15 protein-coding genes and 1 riboswitch are annotated in these 17,279 nt (G+C 43.5%); of the genes, 4 read left to right on the top strand and 11 right to left on the bottom strand.

Annotated elements, in window-relative coordinates; translation table 11 throughout:
• Positions 1–26: 26 nt before the first annotated feature.
• From AC23P2_RS27115 to AC23P2_RS27140, 6 genes are read right to left on the bottom strand one after another with little or no spacing between them, the layout of a single operon-like run.
• Positions 27–812 (bottom strand): DUF3108 domain-containing protein, encoded by a 786-nt coding sequence (locus tag AC23P2_RS27115; protein ID WP_487776096.1) that lies wholly within the window; start codon positions 810–812, stop codon positions 27–29.
• A 32-nt stretch (positions 813–844) separates the two neighbouring features.
• Complete coding sequence (locus tag AC23P2_RS27120; RefSeq protein WP_487776097.1) at positions 845–1,876, bottom strand: aminopeptidase; 1,032 nt, start codon at positions 1,874–1,876, stop codon at positions 845–847.
• 7 nt (positions 1,877–1,883) lie between these two features.
• Complete coding sequence (locus AC23P2_RS27125; RefSeq protein WP_487776098.1) at positions 1,884–2,615, bottom strand: DUF3226 domain-containing protein; 732 nt, start codon at positions 2,613–2,615, stop codon at positions 1,884–1,886.
• Positions 2,616–2,622: 7 nt separating this feature from the next.
• Positions 2,623–3,708, bottom strand: coding sequence for an AAA family ATPase (locus AC23P2_RS27130; protein ID WP_487776099.1), 1,086 nt, complete (start codon positions 3,706–3,708; stop codon positions 2,623–2,625).
• 46 nt (positions 3,709–3,754) lie between these two features.
• Positions 3,755–4,783, bottom strand: a complete 1,029-nt coding sequence (locus AC23P2_RS27135) for a homoserine O-acetyltransferase family protein (RefSeq protein ID WP_487776100.1) — start codon at positions 4,781–4,783, stop codon at positions 3,755–3,757.
• 29 nt (positions 4,784–4,812) lie between these two features.
• Positions 4,813–6,114 (bottom strand): O-acetylhomoserine aminocarboxypropyltransferase/cysteine synthase family protein, encoded by a 1,302-nt coding sequence (locus AC23P2_RS27140; RefSeq protein WP_122929812.1) that lies wholly within the window; start codon positions 6,112–6,114, stop codon positions 4,813–4,815.
• Between the two features lie 153 nt (positions 6,115–6,267).
• A riboswitch (SAM riboswitch) is annotated at positions 6,268–6,378 on the bottom strand.
• Positions 6,379–6,518: 140 nt separating this feature from the next.
• On the opposite strand from AC23P2_RS27140, the gene AC23P2_RS27145 reads away from it, so the two are divergent.
• Positions 6,519–6,839: a DciA family protein gene (locus AC23P2_RS27145; protein ID WP_028522293.1), complete on the top strand. Its 321-nt coding sequence runs from the start codon at positions 6,519–6,521 to the stop codon at positions 6,837–6,839.
• Between the two features lie 24 nt (positions 6,840–6,863).
• A complete protein-coding gene (locus AC23P2_RS27150) occupies positions 6,864–7,166 on the top strand; it encodes a rhodanese-like domain-containing protein (protein WP_487776101.1) in 303 nt (100 codons plus the stop codon).
• Positions 7,167–7,245: 79 nt separating this feature from the next.
• Here AC23P2_RS27150 and dapF read toward each other — a convergent pair whose 3' ends face one another.
• Together dapF and rplS are read right to left on the bottom strand one after the other, a co-directional pair.
• Positions 7,246–8,043 carry a diaminopimelate epimerase gene (dapF, locus tag AC23P2_RS27155; RefSeq protein ID WP_487776102.1) on the bottom strand — a complete coding sequence of 266 codons (798 nt, stop codon included), beginning with the start codon at positions 8,041–8,043 and terminating at the stop codon, positions 7,246–7,248.
• A gap of 84 nt (positions 8,044–8,127) precedes the next feature.
• Positions 8,128–8,487 (bottom strand): 50S ribosomal protein L19, encoded by a 360-nt coding sequence (rplS, locus tag AC23P2_RS27160; protein ID WP_183979668.1) that lies wholly within the window; start codon positions 8,485–8,487, stop codon positions 8,128–8,130.
• 172 nt (positions 8,488–8,659) lie between these two features.
• Between rplS and metF the strand changes: the two genes are divergently transcribed.
• On the top strand, positions 8,660–9,619 hold the full coding sequence (gene metF, locus AC23P2_RS27165; protein ID WP_487776103.1) for a methylenetetrahydrofolate reductase [NAD(P)H]: 960 nt from the start codon (positions 8,660–8,662) through the stop codon (positions 9,617–9,619).
• 198 nt (positions 9,620–9,817) lie between these two features.
• Here metF and AC23P2_RS27170 read toward each other — a convergent pair whose 3' ends face one another.
• From AC23P2_RS27170 to AC23P2_RS27180, 3 genes are read right to left on the bottom strand one after another with little or no spacing between them, the layout of a single operon-like run.
• The gene (locus AC23P2_RS27170) at positions 9,818–11,707 is read right to left on the bottom strand and encodes an Ig-like domain-containing protein (protein WP_487776104.1); all 1,890 of its coding nucleotides are present in this window, start codon (positions 11,705–11,707) and stop codon (positions 9,818–9,820) included.
• Positions 11,708–11,718: 11 nt separating this feature from the next.
• On the bottom strand, positions 11,719–13,140 hold the full coding sequence (locus AC23P2_RS27175; RefSeq protein ID WP_487776105.1) for a hypothetical protein: 1,422 nt from the start codon (positions 13,138–13,140) through the stop codon (positions 11,719–11,721).
• Between the two features lie 41 nt (positions 13,141–13,181).
• Entirely contained in the window at positions 13,182–16,007 is a 2,826-nt protein-coding gene (locus AC23P2_RS27180) for a hypothetical protein (protein ID WP_487776106.1), read from the bottom strand.
• A 579-nt stretch (positions 16,008–16,586) separates the two neighbouring features.
• On the opposite strand from AC23P2_RS27180, the gene AC23P2_RS27185 reads away from it, so the two are divergent.
• Positions 16,587–17,240: a hypothetical protein gene (locus AC23P2_RS27185; protein WP_487776107.1), complete on the top strand. Its 654-nt coding sequence runs from the start codon at positions 16,587–16,589 to the stop codon at positions 17,238–17,240.
• Positions 17,241–17,279 lie beyond the last annotated feature (39 nt).

The following is a 17,279-nucleotide window of genomic DNA, read 5'->3' on the forward strand; positions in this document are numbered from 1 at the left end:
CGACTCTCTGCCTTCGACCCTCAAAATTAGTACCAATTGTATGAATTTCGAGCCCCTCGGTAGGAGCTTACTTCCATCACCAAAGCCCCCACCCATAGGTCCACCTCGACTTTGATGGGGACTTTGTTGGCATCGTCCGAAACCCAAATCCGAATGGAGTTTTCACCTTTAAAAAGCTCATTATTAGGCATGATTGGGGTGAGTCTAAAGGCTTTTATTTTGCCATATTTGGTCTTTACGACATCCTTGCCACGGTATTTTACTTTGAGTTTATAGACCGAGTTTTCAAAAAAGGTAGGTACTTCCACCATTTCGTTGGGGCTAAGTTTTGAAAAATCGAGTGTGCGGAGGAAAAAATAACTACTAATCGCATCCTGAATGTGATTAGGTACTTCAAATTTTTTGGTGCCGTTTTCGTCGGTCACTACGGCATCGTCGGTGTCGTGGTTAAACACCGTTGTTTCCACTTTTCGGTAGTTGTTTTCTTGAATATTACGGTAAAATTTCTGGGAAACTATGGCCGAGGTATCCATCCACGACTGCCATTCGTCGCGCACTTTGGCAAACCAACTGAAAGCGCCAAGGGTAGTTCCTACAATATTGATTTTGTAACACGGCCGACCATTCACCTGATAAACATTCGGACTTACGTCCACCACGGCGTTGGCCGCGTTGAAAATGCCATAATGTACGCGGTATTCGAGGTGTTCACCTACACCAAAGTTTGTTTGTGGGATACGGCGATAGGAATCTTTGGTATGAAAAGAAGAGAAAAAAAACACAGCAAATACCAAGGCGAAGCGTCCGAGCATATTGAGTGGATGGTAAGTAAAACAAAAACTCCCTAAAACGAGGTTGGGTAGGTTGCTTTTAAGTAAGCAAGGTACTTTGGAAAATTACCCTTGAATTTATGATTAAACTCGTCTTGAAACTGGTTTTGTTGGGAGTGATACGTCAGGTATCCGATAAAAAACGCATTGTTGGGTAATTTCGTGCCTCGCCAAGGGTATTTTTTCCCAACTAGTCCACCCAAAAGTGTATCCGATTGTTGAACAATGTAGCGGATTTGTCTCGTTTTTAAGGTGTCTTTTTGGGTAGCAGTCAGCGACGGGCGGAAGGTTTTGTACAAACTATCAAGCTGTTTTGCGCCCCGTACGATGTGCTGCGAAATCGCATCGTTATAGCGTTTTCGGAATTCGTATTTTTCTAATTCGGGGGAGTTTGCACCGTATTTGGCGGTTAAAAAGCGAATCGCTCCGTAGTCGCCCACAAAACTGGCGAGGTTTTCGTTGAGTTCTAGGTTGTTTTTGACGAATAGCGTCCCGTGCGTCATTTCGTGAATGATCAGATTGGCCAAACTTCCTTCGCCTCGGTACAGCATGGAAGACAAAATCGGGTCTTTGAAAAATCCCAATGTACTCCAAGCTGACACTTCGTTGAGTTGTGTGTCAAAGCCTTCTGATATAAGCAATTGGCGCTCTTTGTCGGCGCGAGTAGTGTCAAAAAAGCCTTTGTAAGCAAACGTTCCTATCACTGGAAAATCCCATTCGCGTGGTACGAGACGGTACTTTTCAGAAGCCGTTAGTACCCACAAAATGGGTTTACCGTGTTGGTCATAAAACTCGGTATAGCTTCCCGATGAGTCGAGCCCTAGGGAGTCAACGGCAAATTGTTTGATTTCGCCAATGAGTCTGAGGCGTTGCTTGAGCGAGTCAGGAAATGATGGGTTTTTCAGCACCTCCGCCACGGGCTGCGTATTGAACAAAATCTGAAGCTGACCTTTGGCTTGCATGTACCCATAACTGACCAACTCTCGGTAATAAAGGCCGAGAATGAATAAAATGCCAAGCAAACCAAGGAAGATTTTTTTGAACATGTGCTGTTTATTCAAGTTGCAAATACTCTTTTATTTCGTGCAAAAACGGATGATGCAGGTCGAAAAGTATTTCACCATTGTCTGTAATTACCTCATGTAAGCGCTTTTCAGCATCTTTTAATTGGCTTTTAGATGCCTGACTTCTGAGATAATAATTAACCCATTGTTTGGTAAAATCACGCATTGGACTGCCAGTTTTGTGACCTACACATTCATTCATTATCTCCAAACACTCACATTCGGGGCATGGGTATTTTGCAATTTTTTTGAGAACAACGTCAAGGTTTCCCTCGCCTGTCTCATCACCCACAAAAAAACACGAGACTTCTAAGTGAATAGTTTCACTTGAAATTGTAACATTTGTTGAAACTTTGGTAGAAGTGTCTGTTAAATCCAGTGAAATATTAAAGGCTTTTAAAAAAGATGTATTGATAAGTTGTAAACTTTTTTCTTTTCCTCCATTCGAGCTTTTAGGTGTATCTATGTCAAGGATTATGGCAATGTGTCTTAATTGTGGATAGCGAATTAGAAGGTCTCGCTTTAGAATTTCTATTTTTTCGGGAAGGGCGTCTTTACCTCTTTTTGGTTTGCCATCACTACCTTTAAAATTATGAAGATGTTCTATTTCGGTAGGGCGAATGGTAGAAGTTGCTGTATTTTTTATAGAAAGATGAGAAAGGAGAAGACGTATAAATGCTTCATCATTAGGGCTTTCTACAATAATTAACTTTTGTGTCATAGCTTACTTATTCTCCCCGAAACGATTGGTTATTAGCAATAGCATAAGAAAGCGTGTCTTTTGACAGCGAATTGGCAACAATTTCGTTACTTCGCAAACTACGAAACATTTCAAAATAAGAGACATTTTGCCCAAATTCATCCTCTAATGAAGCAGCATTGAATGCTTTAATCATTTCAAGACTGTGCGAGACTGCAAAAATTTGTACATCAAATGTTTTTGCTAATTGAAAAAGCTTTTGCCAGAGTTCAAATTGATGGGTATAATGGATTCCATTTTCAACTTCATCAATTAGTAAAATGCAATGAGGGTGGTTGGCAATTCGGATGATTATATCAATCACTTTATTTAAAGCATCTCCAAACATGCCTACAGGCATTGGAATTTCTCCAGTCCTTTTTAAATGTAACTTTTTTTCGATAATATCAATTTTTTCAATTTTTTCGTCAATGAGTTGCAAAGCTTCAAGTACAGTGTCTTCATTGCCTTTAAAAAGCAAGTTTTGATAGCTTGAAGCTAGTCTGTCTGCGGTTTGTTTAAAGCCAGCAGGAATGAAAAAAGTAGAATGAATAACTGGTAAAAAGGTGGCTGAATGAAAAAGTGTTTCTTCGCCTTTTATTGCCCGAATTTGAATCGAAGAACCAATTTGTTTTTGGGTAGATTGGTCGATAATCAAAGACGATTCAATAATATCCTTCATGGTACTATTGTCTTCGATTTTTACAATGTCTTGATTTGAAACAGTAGGAGTGATAGTTGGTGTACGAATGCTATCTTGACATGCTAATTTTATTCGGTAACTCGTTTGAGTTTGAGCTACAGCCGATATGTTTGCTTTTTGTTGTTTATCAAATGAGAAAAAAAGACTACTCCATGTTCGTTCTGGTACTTCGGGATTACCATATTCACCACGGAGTTTTTGCTGTAAAAAAAGAATAGAATCGGGGTTTGGGTTGTTTACTAATAGAATAGCCTCTAGGAGTGCTGTTTTTCCTGCGTTGTTTTGTCCTCCAATCAGATTAATTTGTGAAAATCCTTCGATGCGTGTTTTATGAAAGCATCTAAAATTTTCAATCTCAATACTTCGTATCATTATCTTTTATTTTAAAGCAAAGATAGGGTTATACCAGCTCTTTTGTCTAAGCAATAACCCTTTTCTTTTCCCAAGACGTAAGAATCTGACGGAGTTGTTTGTACTCAATCAAAAAGCCATCGTGGCCGTACAATGAATCAATTTCTTGATACTCTGCTTCTGGTATATGTTTTGTTAAAAACTTCTGCTCCGACGGCGGGAATAAAATGTCCGAACTAATCCCCACTACCAATGTACGGGCTTTCACTTGTGCAAGCGCATGAATAATACTTGGTCGATTGCGGCCAACGTTGTGCAAATCCATCATTCGCGAGAGCGTCCAGTACGAAAATGCGTTGAAACGATTCGCTAGTTTATCCCCTTGGTACTGTTGGTAAGTTGCAGCGCGGAAGTTTTCCGTTTGTTCGTTGCTATCGCGGGCTTGGGTAAAATCGTAGGTGTCGTAGTTGCGGTAGGAGAGGAGTGCAATCGAGCGGGCCACTTTCATGCCTTCGGCGCCTGCATCGGGGCGAGCTTCCTTCCAAGTAGGGTCAGCTTTGATGGCCATCCGCTGCGATTCATTGAAGGCAATGCCCCAAGGAGAATGAACGGCGTTGGTGGCAATAAGCACTAGGTCGCCGATAAGTTCTGGCTGAATGATAGCCCATTCTACAGCTTGTTGTCCACCAAGCGAACCACCCACGAGGGTATGAATATGCGATATTCCTAATTCCTCGCGAAGTAACTCAAACGCGTAAATGTTGTCCCGAATCGAAATATCAGGGAAGGCACTGTAATAGGGCGCTCCCGTTTGATGATTGATACTCAGTGCGTTGGTAGAGCCATAATGCGAGCCCAGCACGTTGGCACAGACGATAAACCAATCTTTAGGGTCGTAATGAAGTCCATTGCCTACCAGTCCGTCCCACCAATCGGTCGGATCGGCGTTTCCTGTGAGTGCATGACAGACCCAGAGTACATTGCTGCCGTCGGCGTTGAGGGTGCCGTGGGTAGTATAGGCCAATTGGAACCCAGCGAGTTCGCCGCCGAGTTCCAATGGAAAAGTGTAGGGGTATTTAAACGTATGTACTGCCAAGGTAAATAAGTGCTTTACTTAATTGTTGATTATTGACCGATTGTGTCAAAGGCTTGTTGAATATCAGCCTTAATGTCTTCAATGTGCTCAATCCCGACTGATATGCGCAACAATCCAGCTTCTACTCCTGCTGTAGCCTGTTCGGATGCGGAAAGCTGCGAGTGCGTCGTGCTTGCGGGGTGAATGATGAGGGTTTTTGAATCGCCCACGTTGGCCAAATGGCTAATCATTTTGAGGGAGTTAACAAAGTTATCAGCCGCCTCTTTTCCTGCTTTGAGTTTGAATGACAACACACCACCGAAGCCACGCGTGAGGTATTTTTTAGCCAACTCGTGGTATTTGCTACTTTCCAAGCCTGGGTAGTTAACGTACGCAACAGAAGGGTGTGCTTCTAACCATTTGGCAAGTGCTAAGGCATTTTCGCACGTACGTTCTACGCGAAGTGAGAGGGTTTCTAAACCTTGTAATAACAAAAATGAGTTGAATGGACTTTGCGCTGGGCCCCAATCGCGCAGACCTTCCACGCGGGTACGGATGATGAATTGTATATTTCCGAAAGGCCCACCAATGCCAAACACATCGTTGAGAACAAGTCCGTGGTAACTTGGTGATGGCGACGTAAATTGCGGATATTTACCATTTCCCCAATTGAACGTCCCTGCGTCCACAATGACGCCCCCCATGCTAGTACCGTGGCCACCAATCCATTTGGTGGCTGATTCTACCACAACGTGGGCTCCCCATTTGATAGGTTGGCAAATCGCTCCTCCTGCACCGAAGGTATTATCGACAATGATGGGAAGGTCGTATTTGGCCGCTAGTTGTGAAAAAGCTTCAAAATCAGGAACGTTAAATCCTGGATTACCAATCGTTTCGAGATAAATCGCTTTGGTTTTGTCATCAATGAGTGCCTCAAAACTTGCTACGTTGTCGCCATCGGCAAAGCGAGCTTCTACCCCGATGTTTTTGAACGAGTTTTTAAACTGATTGTACGAACCACCGTATAAGAAAGAGGTCGTGACAAAATTATCGCCAACGGACGTAATGTTGTTGATCGCTAAAAACTGAGCCGCGTGTCCCGATGCTACCGCCAAGGCAGCTACCCCTCCTTCAAGGGCTGCGATGCGTTTTTCAAACACATCGTTGGTGGGGTTCATAATACGGGTATAGATGTTGCCAAACTCCTTGAGTGCAAACAAATTAGCGCCGTGCTCGGAGCTGTTGAAGGCATAAGCCGTAGTCTGATAAATGGGGACAGCACGGGCGTTGGTAACTGGGTCGATAACTTGGCCAGCGTGTTGCTGTAAGGTTTCAAAACGGAGATCTGACATGGATGTAAAGAATTAATGGTTATTGGTTGGGAACTGAAAAAACAACATAGCATTCGTTGTGCATCCTAAAAAAGAACACATACAGAGATTGGAACACAGGAGGGCACGCTGGAAGCGCACGCATTTTTCTAAGAATCTTAACATGATTGTTTCGATTTATATGCCCCGATTGCTCAGGTAGGAATTAGCACCTTATTCCGCGTATGTTGAAACAGGTTGCCAGAGGTTCGTAGAGCCTATTCTCTCCCCTCTTCTTTATAAATCAATCGCTGTGCGAATGAGAAGCAACTGACTTGATGGGGCAATATTACGGCGGAAGTGCCGAAATCCAAAATAAAATACTCAAAAAACTGCACCAAAGCTCCCAATCCCCCTAAATTTGTGTTTTAATACGCTACCCTATTATGATTTATCGCTTCAAAAAAGAAAACGCAGCCAGAAAACCAGGGACTGTTTCGGTGGGAGAGGCCATCGGAAAAATGCTTGAGATGTATCGTTTGAATGCCAAGTTTGACGAAACATCGGTCAAAGTTCATTGGGAAAAACTCGTAGGGCCAGAGATTGCGTCCCGTACAAGCGCGATTTACGTCAAAGAAAAGGTACTGTTTCTACAACTTACGTCAGCGCCATTGACGCAAGAGCTGGTGTTGGCGAAGAAAAAATTAATTGAATCGCTGAATCGAGCGTTTGGCTACGAAATTATTACGGATATTGTATTTATTTAAGTAAAAACGGCGTTCTGAGTAAGCATGATTACTTATACAGATATTTCATTAGAAGCGGTTGAAGCTTTGGCAAAAGAAGTAAGCACTATTTTAGTGGATGTGCGAGAGCCTTGGGAGTTTGAGGAGTTTAATATTGGGGGAATAAATATCCCTTTGGCCGAAATTCGTGAGCATCACGCTGAACTTCTTCCTTTTGACACGATTGTAGTAGTATGTACCAACGGTACTCGTTCAAAAGTAGCTGCTAAAGACTATTGCCGTACTGGTGTTTTCCAAACAAAAAACATCTATCATCTTCAAGGGGGGATTCTTGAAGTCGAGGATTAAAGTTTTTTAAACCATATAAGACATATAAGAGGGAGCAAAACACCTTATAATCTCTTAAATGTCTTATATGGTTCCAAAACTATTTAACCTCAAATACCCCCTCAAACACCCGCACCGCAGGGCCAATCAAGTAAATATTGTCAAAAGAACCGTCTTCGTGCGCCACAAATGACACGCGAAGTGGGCCGCCTTTGGTTTTAACGCTGATGGGTTCGTTCATGCCTAGGTATTGGTAGGACATTAAGGCACAGGCTGTTACGCCAGTTCCGCAGGAGTAAGTTTCGTCTTCGACACCGCGCTCGTAGGTGCGCACGTAAATAGACTGCTCGCCCATTACTTCGGTAAAATTAACGTTGGTACCACCTTTGGGGCCATATACCTCACCGTAACGTATAGCTTTGCCGTCGGCGACTACTTCTGTGGCTTCTACGTCTTTGACAAAACGTACAAAATGCGGAGAACCTGTGTTGAGGAAAAAGTCAGAACCATCTTTTTCACTGCCTGCCACGTTGCTCATATTGAGGAAAATTTCCTCCTCGCAGGCCACGGCCTTGTGTTCACCATCGACGGCAATAAAGGTGGTGTTTTCTTCAAAAAGTCCTAAATCTTGCGCAAACCTTACTGTGCAGCGCCCGCCGTTTCCACACATACTTCCTTCGCGACCATCGGCATTGAAATATACCATTCGAAAATCGTAGCCTTGGGCGTTGCGAAGCAGAATGAGGCCGTCGGCTCCGATGCCAAAGCGACGGTGGCACAAAAACTCAATCAGTGGCTGACTGACAGGAAAGGTTTCGGAACGGTCGTCAATCATGATGAAGTCGTTGCCTGTCCCTTGATATTTGACAAAACGAATCGAAAGTGGCGAAGTAATCATAGTAGAAGAAACGTTTGAGGAAAATGAATAAAAAAAGCCGCCTTAAAAGACAGCTTTTTATGGAGACTCGGTAAGAGGAGAGGCTTATTTCTTCTTCTCTTTAACGCGAGCCGCTTTACCTTGTTTACCACGAAGATAGAACAAACGTGCACGACGTACTTTACCGCGACGGATAAGTTCGATTTTTTCGATGCTTGGTGACAAGATAGGGATGATACGCTCAACACCTACACCATTTGATATTTTACGTACAGTAAAAGTTTCTCCGCTTCCACCGATGTTACGGCGTTGGATAACTGTTCCTGCAAATACCTGAATACGCTCTTTTGCACCTTCGATGATTTTAAGGTGAACGTTTACAGTGTCTCCTGCTTGGAAAGCAGGGAAAGCATCGCGACGGCCAGAGAATTCAGAATCTACTAGCTTGATTAACTCATTAGTCATTGTTGTAATTGAATTGAGGCTGTTGTCAGCGGACGGGTAATTCGACCGTCATTCACAAAAGCGAGTTTATCAGAAATTGCCCGCAAAAGTACGGGTTTTGAAATGAAAACGCAAATCTTGAAAGTTAAAAATAAAGGGGTTGCTTATCTTTGTTGCTCTAACAAAGGCAGACATGACTAAAATTACGGACTACATTCAGCAAGCCAACGGAAAAACATTGTTCTCTATTGAGGTGATTCCGCCCGTTAAGGGCAACAATATCAACGAGTTATTGGAAAATATTGAACCGTTGATGGATTTTAAACCACCGTTTATTGACGTGACTTACCACCGTGAAGAATACATCGAAAAACCATTGGCCGATGGACGTATTCAGCAGATCGTGACGCGTAAACGCCCAGGTACAATCGGTATTTGTGCATCTATCATGCACCGTTTTGGCGTGGACGCTGTTCCGCACGTATTGTGTGGCGGTTTTACAAAAGACGAAACCGAGGATTTTTTGATGGATTTACACTACTTGGGTATTGATAATGTACTGGTACTTCGCGGTGATCCTGCCAAACCTTATAAAACTTTTAAGCCTAAAACGAACGGCCACGCTTATGCGAGTGAATTGGTGGAACAGGTGGTCAGCATGAACAAAGGTCATTATTTGCACGAAGAGGTAGAACCTTTGGCGCCTACTGATTTTTGCATTGGAGTGGCGGCCTATCCCGAAAAGCACTTTGAAGCGGTGGATTTTGACACTGATTTTGACTATTTGAAACAAAAAGTTGCTTTAGGGGCAGATTACATCGTTACCCAGATGTTTTTTGACAACAGTAAGTATTTTGACTTTGTACAAAAATGTCGTGCCGCAGGAATAAACGTGCCTATCATTCCTGGGTTAAAACCCCTTTCGACTAAGAAGCAGCTGGGGATTTTGCCAAAGATTTTTTATCTGCACATGCCCCAAGATTTGGTGAAAGCCGTTGAAGGATGCGAGAATGATGCCCAAGCCAAACAAGTAGGCATAGAATGGTGTACGCAGCAATGCCGCGAATTGATGGATTTTGGCGTGCCTGTGCTCCATTTTTACACCATGGGCAAGTCGGATAACATTTATAAGATTGCTTCTAGTTTGTTCTAAAGTCTGCGTTTGTGCGGGTTGTGAGCAACCCTTTTCGCATACGGGTCGGGTTGTGAGCAACCCTTGACACGGATGGGTTGTGAGCAGAGCAATCCTTTTCACGTGGGCGCAATCCTATGGACAAATAAAAACGGGTGTCAGAAAACTCTGACGCCCGTTTTGTTCACAAAGTGCTCTTCAAACGTTAAAGTAATAGTACTATTTTTTTCGCCTTACTACGGTTACTGGAATACATAGCTGCACGGGGCAGCAATTGGTGCCAGACTGAATGATGAGTGGGCAGCAGCCGCTGACTGGACAAGTGACATTGCTTGCGGTGAAAGTATATGTGCCTTCTTCCGAGAATAAAACGACATTTCCGCTGGCTACTTGTGCTCCATTTTTAAACCAGATGACATTGGTGTAAGTTGAAGGGACAGAGGCTTCTACCTTTTGGCCTGAACAGAGCCCAATAGGTACTGTAATACAATCATTGGCAGTGTCGTTGGTGGCCACTGTATCTGGCTGGTCGGCACTTTTGATTAGTGCGAAGTTGAAGTTCACCCCTTCTGCAATGACTTTGGCTTGTATTACTAACGTTGTACTGTCGCCCGAAGCAAGACTTGGAATTGTCCAGTTTGTGCCAGAGAAGCCGCCACTCGTTGGCGTGCCGTTGATGATTTGTAAACTAGTGGTTGTGCTGTCTTTGACCACGATGTTGGTAGCTGCAATATTACCACTGTTTTTGACCACAATTCGATACGTAATCGTGTCATTGAGACTACGAATTTTGCTTCCTACTAAGACCTTTGAAATGGATAAATCGACAATTCCTGCGCCGATGTTGATGGTAGCGCAGGCCGTTTTACACAAACTAGGCGTTCCATTGTCACAAACAAGGTAACAGAATGAATCTTGGCCTGTAAACGCAGCCGAAGTAGGCGTATAGGTAAATGCGCCGTTGGCTTGGAGCACAACCGTACCATGCGTCGGGGCTACTGTTGGCGTGGTAGCGACTGACAATGTATTATTGTCGGGGTCAGTATCGTTGCTCAGGACATTGTTAGTTAGAACAGCTCCTTGCAGTATCGAATACGTATCATTGCTGGCGACGGGTGGACGATTGGTAATGGCATCACCGTAAGCAGCAGGTAAACCATCCACAGGAGCCAGAATTCCGTCTTTGTCAGGGTCGCAGTTGGCTGTACAATTGACAATGCCGTCTCCGTCAGGGTCTAAAATTGAGGCGTTTAAGCCACTTTCTGCCAAGTCGGTTTGTCCATCATTGTCCGAATCTAAATCATAGGGGTCTGTACCGCCCGTTCCGTCGGTATTTGGTGGCGTGGTGCCATTGCCCGCGCTGGCTGGGATACCAGTGATAGCGTCTGGTGTACCATCGGCAAAACCATCACCGTTGACATCGACACCAACTGCTTCGTTGACATCATTGATGCCGTCGTTGTCGGAGTCTAAATCAAGGTAATTGGGAATGCCATCGCCATCGCAATCGGTGTTTGCGACTCCATTGAGCAGTACCGTAGAACAAACCGCCGTATTTTCGACCGTATCTAAGATGCCATCGTTGTCGTCGTCAAGGTCAGTGATGTCAGGAATCCCATCCCCGTCGGTATCAATGGGGGCGCTTGTAACCGTGATAGAAGTAGTACTGTTGTCATTGGCAGGGTTATTACCACTGGTTTGTGGCCCCGAAAACTGAATAGTCCCTGTGACAGTGAGAGGCCCTCCAACGTTTACTCCTTTGTAGCCTAAAACAATCTGTTTGCACTCTCCTGGGGTAATGGATACTGTGTTTTGGAAACGGATTGTACTGCCAGATTTGCTCACGATTGACCAGCCATCAAAAGAAATTGCGGTGACAAACGTGTCAACGAGTGCGCTGGGTAACGTAATAAGCGGCTGAATGCTATTAAGGGGAGTACTTGTTGACCCACCATCAAAATTGCAAATGTCGATGATAATTCGGCCGTTAGTTGAGCCTTGCGACACACTGGCAGGTTGGTTTAAGATATTGATACCCACATCTTGCGCATTTCCTTTCACAATGCAAAATAGGCTCAGGACGAAGATAAACGTTTGGAGAGCTTTCATAAAAATTAGGATTAGTTAGCGGTGATGGATGTGATTGCAATGTTGTTGTCAACTTTGATTTCGCCCGCAGAACCGTTGATAATAGTCGCCGTAATGTTTTGTGTGGTATTTATTGGAATGCCTGTCTTACGAGTAGCAGTAAAGCCGATTACTTTTGAGCCATTTGCGGTAATCGTAATACCCGTTTTAGCGGTTACTGTAATAAAGTTGGCGTTCTCTACAAAATCCCAATCACTGTTACTATTAGCAGTAGGTCCTGTTGTATTTGAGGTGCCAGAGGTTGTTGAATACGTGATGTCGAATCCAGAGATTTTGGCTACTCGGAAAGAGATTGGTGTGCCTGTGATTTGGATACGATTGTTGATTTCAAAGAGATTGACAACAAAGTCTTTCTGACTTCCCGCCGTAGTAAATTCAAGCGAACCAATGACGATGGTTGGGTTCAAATCTGGGAAGAGGTCGTCGCGTCTGGTTGCTGGTACGGCATCGACAGGGGTTAAAATACCGTCTAAATCGGGATCTGCGTTGCCATCCACTACTCCGTCACCGTTGGCATCTAAGGCGGGGTTAGTACCCGATTCGGTAAAGTCAGTTAAGCCGTCATTGTCGCTATCAAGGTCATACGGGTTTGTACCACCTGTGCCATCGGTGTTAGGAGGAGTAAGTCCTGGTCCAGCAGAGGCTGGAATTCCCGTTATTGGATCGGGTGTGCCATCGGCAAATCCGTCGAAGTTGGCGTCAGTACCATTCGCTTCGTTTACGTCATTGATACCATCATTATCTGAGTCGAGGTCGAGGCGGTTGGGAACGCCATCTCCGTCGCAATCAACGTTGGCGGTGACAATTCCTGAAGCACTTGTACAACTGGCGGCGTCTTCCACCGTATCCAAAATACCATCGTTGTCGTCGTCCAAATCATCTACATCGGGTACAAGGTCGCCGTCGGTATCCACCAAAACCGAAATGGAGGTGGTACTGGTGTTATTGGTCGAAAGGTCACCTACCAGTGCACCCATCGGGAATGAGAGTGTGCCTGTTACGGTAGAAGGACCACCTAAGGTTGTTGCAGTATAGCCAAGTGAGATTTGGCTACATGCTCCTGACAAAATAGAGGCGCTGTTGGTCAATATAATGGTTCCGCCCGTGTTTGATTCAATGGTCCAGCCCGTGGTCGTTACGCCTACAATAGTACCTACAATGGCCGATGGAAAAACGACTGTTACCCGTACTTTGCCAGCAGTAGCAGCGGTAGTACCTCCATCATTGTTACAAACATCGACGGTGACGCGGCCCGTGGTGGCGAGCTGCGGAACATAGGCCGGTTGGTTCAAAATGTTGACACTGACATCTTGAGCGAACGTGGTGAGTGTGGCAAAGCAGACCAGTAGCCCTGCCACTGCCCTTGCAAAGATTGTTTGAGTAAGCGTTTTCATTTGATTGAGAAATTGTGATTATGAATAAAAAGGGGTAAGAATTAATTATTGGCCAAGGTCGTCTGGGCAATGTTGTTATTGATTTTTTCTTCACCTGCCGACCCATGATAGATAGTGACTGTAAGGTGCTGTGTGGTATTTGTAGGGATACCTGCTTTGCGTGCGATGTTAAAGCCTACTGCTTTGAAACTGTTTTGGGGAACTGTGATGCCTGTGTTGGCAGTGATGACGATGAAATCGGCAGTCTCGCTAAATGCCCAATCACTATTGCTGTTTGGCTTTCCACCACCGACATTTGAACTGCCAGAGGTGGCAGCGTAACTGATGGTAAAGGCTGATAATTTGGTGATACGGAACGTAACAGGGGTATTGATAACCTGCGGTTTGTTGTTGACTTCGTTGATGTTGACAATGAAATCCCGATTGGTGAAAAGCGAGTTAAACTCTAATCCATCAATTTCTATGGTTGGATTTAAGTCGGGCAAGAGAGCGTCGCCCCAGGTGTTAGGAATGGCATCTACTGGTGTGAGAATCCCGTCGCTATCAGGGTCTAAGTTGCCGTCAACCACGCCATTATTATCAGCATCGAGTTCTGGACGCAGGCCACCCTCCGTAAAATCGGTCAATCCGTCGTTGTCTGAATCCAAATCATAAGGGTCACTACCACCTTGTCCATCGGTATTTTGAGGGGTGGTTCCACTAGGGGCAGCACTGGCAGGAATTCCAGAAGCGTTGACAGCGCCATCTGCTTGACCATTTCCATCAACATCGACTCCTCCTGCTTCGATAACGTCATTGATTCCATCATTGTCAGAGTCCAAATCAAGGCTATTGGGAATGCCATCGCCGTCGCAGTCAGCATTTGCTACGCCATTATAAATAACAGTAGAGCAAGTGGCCGCGTCTTCAACGGTATCCAAAATACCATCATTGTCATCGTCAAGGTCAACGTCATCTTTGTAGCCATCGCCATCAGTGTCGGGGGCGCAGCTCGTGATTGTTACCGTAATGGCATTACTGGCAGGACTGTAACAGCCAGTAACACTGTCGTAAAAATAAGCGTAATAGATTCCAGCGCCCGCAGTGGTAGGTGTGGCGTAAGCGAGCCCCGTGTGGGTGTTGTTAGTAAACCAAACGAGTGCCGCGCCACTAGGGGTTGGGGTTGTTACTAGTAGATTTAAATTGACAGTAATGAATGGGCAACTATTGGTGGCGGAGGTGGCACTTACACTCGGTGCAACAACACCAGCTGTGGTCGCAGCTTTAAGTACCATGCTATAGACGTTGGTTGTGCCAAGGTCCACACCAATGAAGTTGGAAACGGTAATTCTTATTTCATCAAATGATTTTGTGGTGACAAAACCAATAATTTGTCGGCTTGAACTTAATAACTGAAGTGAAATAAGGTTGCCTCCGCTTGATTCCTGAAAAACCCCGTCTTTGTAAGTGCTGATGGTAGCTCCATTTAATAAATTAACCCCAATGAGTGAGGAATTTTCAATATCAGCCCCAGCAAATGTTCCGATAGGATAGTCTGTCAGTACATCTTTTACCGAAAGGGAGCTGCTACTACCAACACCCAGGGCTAAGACGATACTGGCAAAGTTGGAGGTATTGGCATCTACGACATTGTTGACATTATTAACAGCACAGCCTGCACACACCAAACCAGAGTTTGAAACATCGACCACGGCCGGGTAACTAGGAGATACTAGGTTGTTGACGGTACTACAATTGAGGGCGGGGCCTGTACAAAACCGTTGAACAACCGCGTTATAGACCTGTGTTGTATTTACGATTCCAAGCAAATTGGTAACTTCAAGCTGTATTTCATCAAATGCTTTGGTCGTAATAAAACCTACGAGTTGTTTGCCCAAGCCACTTAATAAAGTAGAGTTAACAGAGACCAGCGTAGCACTGGTAGAAGACTCTTGGGGGGTGTTATTCAAATAAGTGCGAATAGTTATGCCTGAAAGGAGGTTGGCATTAATGAGGTTTGAATTGGAAATATTAAACCCAGCAAACGTACCTATGGCATAGCTGTTAAGTGCGTTTTTAACCGAAATGGAGGCGTTGCTGCCAAGGGCTGCCGTCAGGGAAAGAGTCGCGAAGTCAGAGGTAGAAGCACTGATGGCATTATCGGCATTGGCCACACTACAGCTTAAACAAGCTACTCCACTGATACCAGTGCGGGGGGCATTTATATAAACAGGGTGAATAGGGTTGTTTAATTCTGTCTGCGTGTTACAGTCTAAGGCAGGAGCAGCAGAAAAGCGTTTGATGACTGGGTGATATATTTGGGCTGAAAAAAAGAGGGCTATCAAGGCTTCATACTCAATCCGAATTTCGTCAAAAGACAAGGTAGTAATAAAACCCAAGGTGATATTACCATCTGGGTCTAGCAGCGAGGTATTTATTCCGATACCTGTATTGGTTGCAACAAATGATTCTCTTGGTGAACCTCCTAAAAGGGTTTTAATGGTGATTTTGGCGCCTACCGATGCTTGCAATAACCCATTGCTGCTTACTTTATAACCTGCATACGTGCCTGCTGGATAGGTATCGTTGCCATCTTTGACACTTACCTCGCCGTCACACCCTATCCCCGTAATACTTATTGTGGCAAAGTCAGTGGTGCTTGTGTTGGTGAGATTGATTTCATTGGATATGGAGCCTAAACACAGTGGGATAGCTGATCCTACTGAATTAGTTACGGTGGGGGTAAGACTGTTGTAGGTGGCGTTTGTCCATGCTGAAGCGGTATTAAGAGGTGCATTCGCAATTTGGGCAGCTCCCGTCTGCGAATACAATAGTAATGCGAAAATCAGTAAAACACTTATATGACGTGGGAGTAGTAAAATATTCATACGTTGAAATGTTAAAGAAGCGTTCTGATAAAATATATACCAATAGTAATGCCTATTTTGTTGCCAAACTGGCAAAGTATGTTCCATGAAGACATATCCTACTTCTTTAAGCAGAGAGAGGAAAATTGAGGGCGGTTTAGGGCAAAAATATGGGGTGAAAAATGAGGATTTTTACTGAATTTCCATACCCAAGCGGATATATTTGAGTTTTGCGAACAACGAGATGTTCTTGTTGCCAATTGGGTATTCAATGTGACAAAAAGTCAATTTACTGATAATCAGTAGTATATAAGAGCTTGTTGTTGGAGGAGATAAAATTGGCGCATACCATCAAAAATCGTGCCGTTTAAAGAGAGTATTGCAGATTAAAAATTCCCCCTAAACATGTTGTATGTAAAAAAAAATACACTTAAAAGGTTTAAAAGTCTTTTTTTCATTCCTAAAAGTTTTTTTTGCTTAGTTTGTTTTTAGTATATGCTTTAACTTGCTACATTCGCGTACTGCTCTTCACAATAAGGCATACATAAGTGGGTAATGTATGCGCAATCGGCATAAGTGTATAATAGAAAAGGAAGAAATATGAATATAGAGTTTACAGTACTGAAAGAAGAAGATGACTACAAATTCATAAACCAGAGAAAATGGGTTATTGATAGAGATGTTCATTACGGTGTTTTTGGCGAATTTTTCTTTTATATAAGTTCAAATCATGATTTTCCAATGTATTTGCAGGATTATTCAATAATTAATCCAATTTGCTTTAAATTTTGTGATAAAAACTATACTAGAGGTATTTACTTATTTTTAGATCAAAAGTGGTTAAAAAATGAATTAAAACTTCCAATTGACGAAGTAGCGTTAGTTGCTCCATATTTATGTAAAGAATGGAGTAAGGATAAGCATATTATTTCTAATAAATTTAACCTACTTTGGGAACAGCTTTCATTATCTACAAGTAATATTTTATTTTTTAGGGCTTTTATTTATGATTTGATATATCGAGTTATCGACGAAATAGAAAACAGTATAAACATATGTCAGGAAAATGCGTATTATAGAAAAGAGAAGCGTAAAATAGAGCAAGTAGTAGAAAGAGTTATCCAAAATGTTCATTTGCCTATTCCAAAACTAGAGCAATTTGCGCAAGAAGTGGGAATGAGCGTCAGCAAATTTAAGATATTATTTAAGAAAATATGTAACTGTTTAGGTAGCCCATTGAAAAGAGCCTTGTAGGACAGATTCGATATTTTGAATGATATTCCGATTCATTTT

This window comes from Runella sp. R0.1_18 (assembly GCF_057652155.1).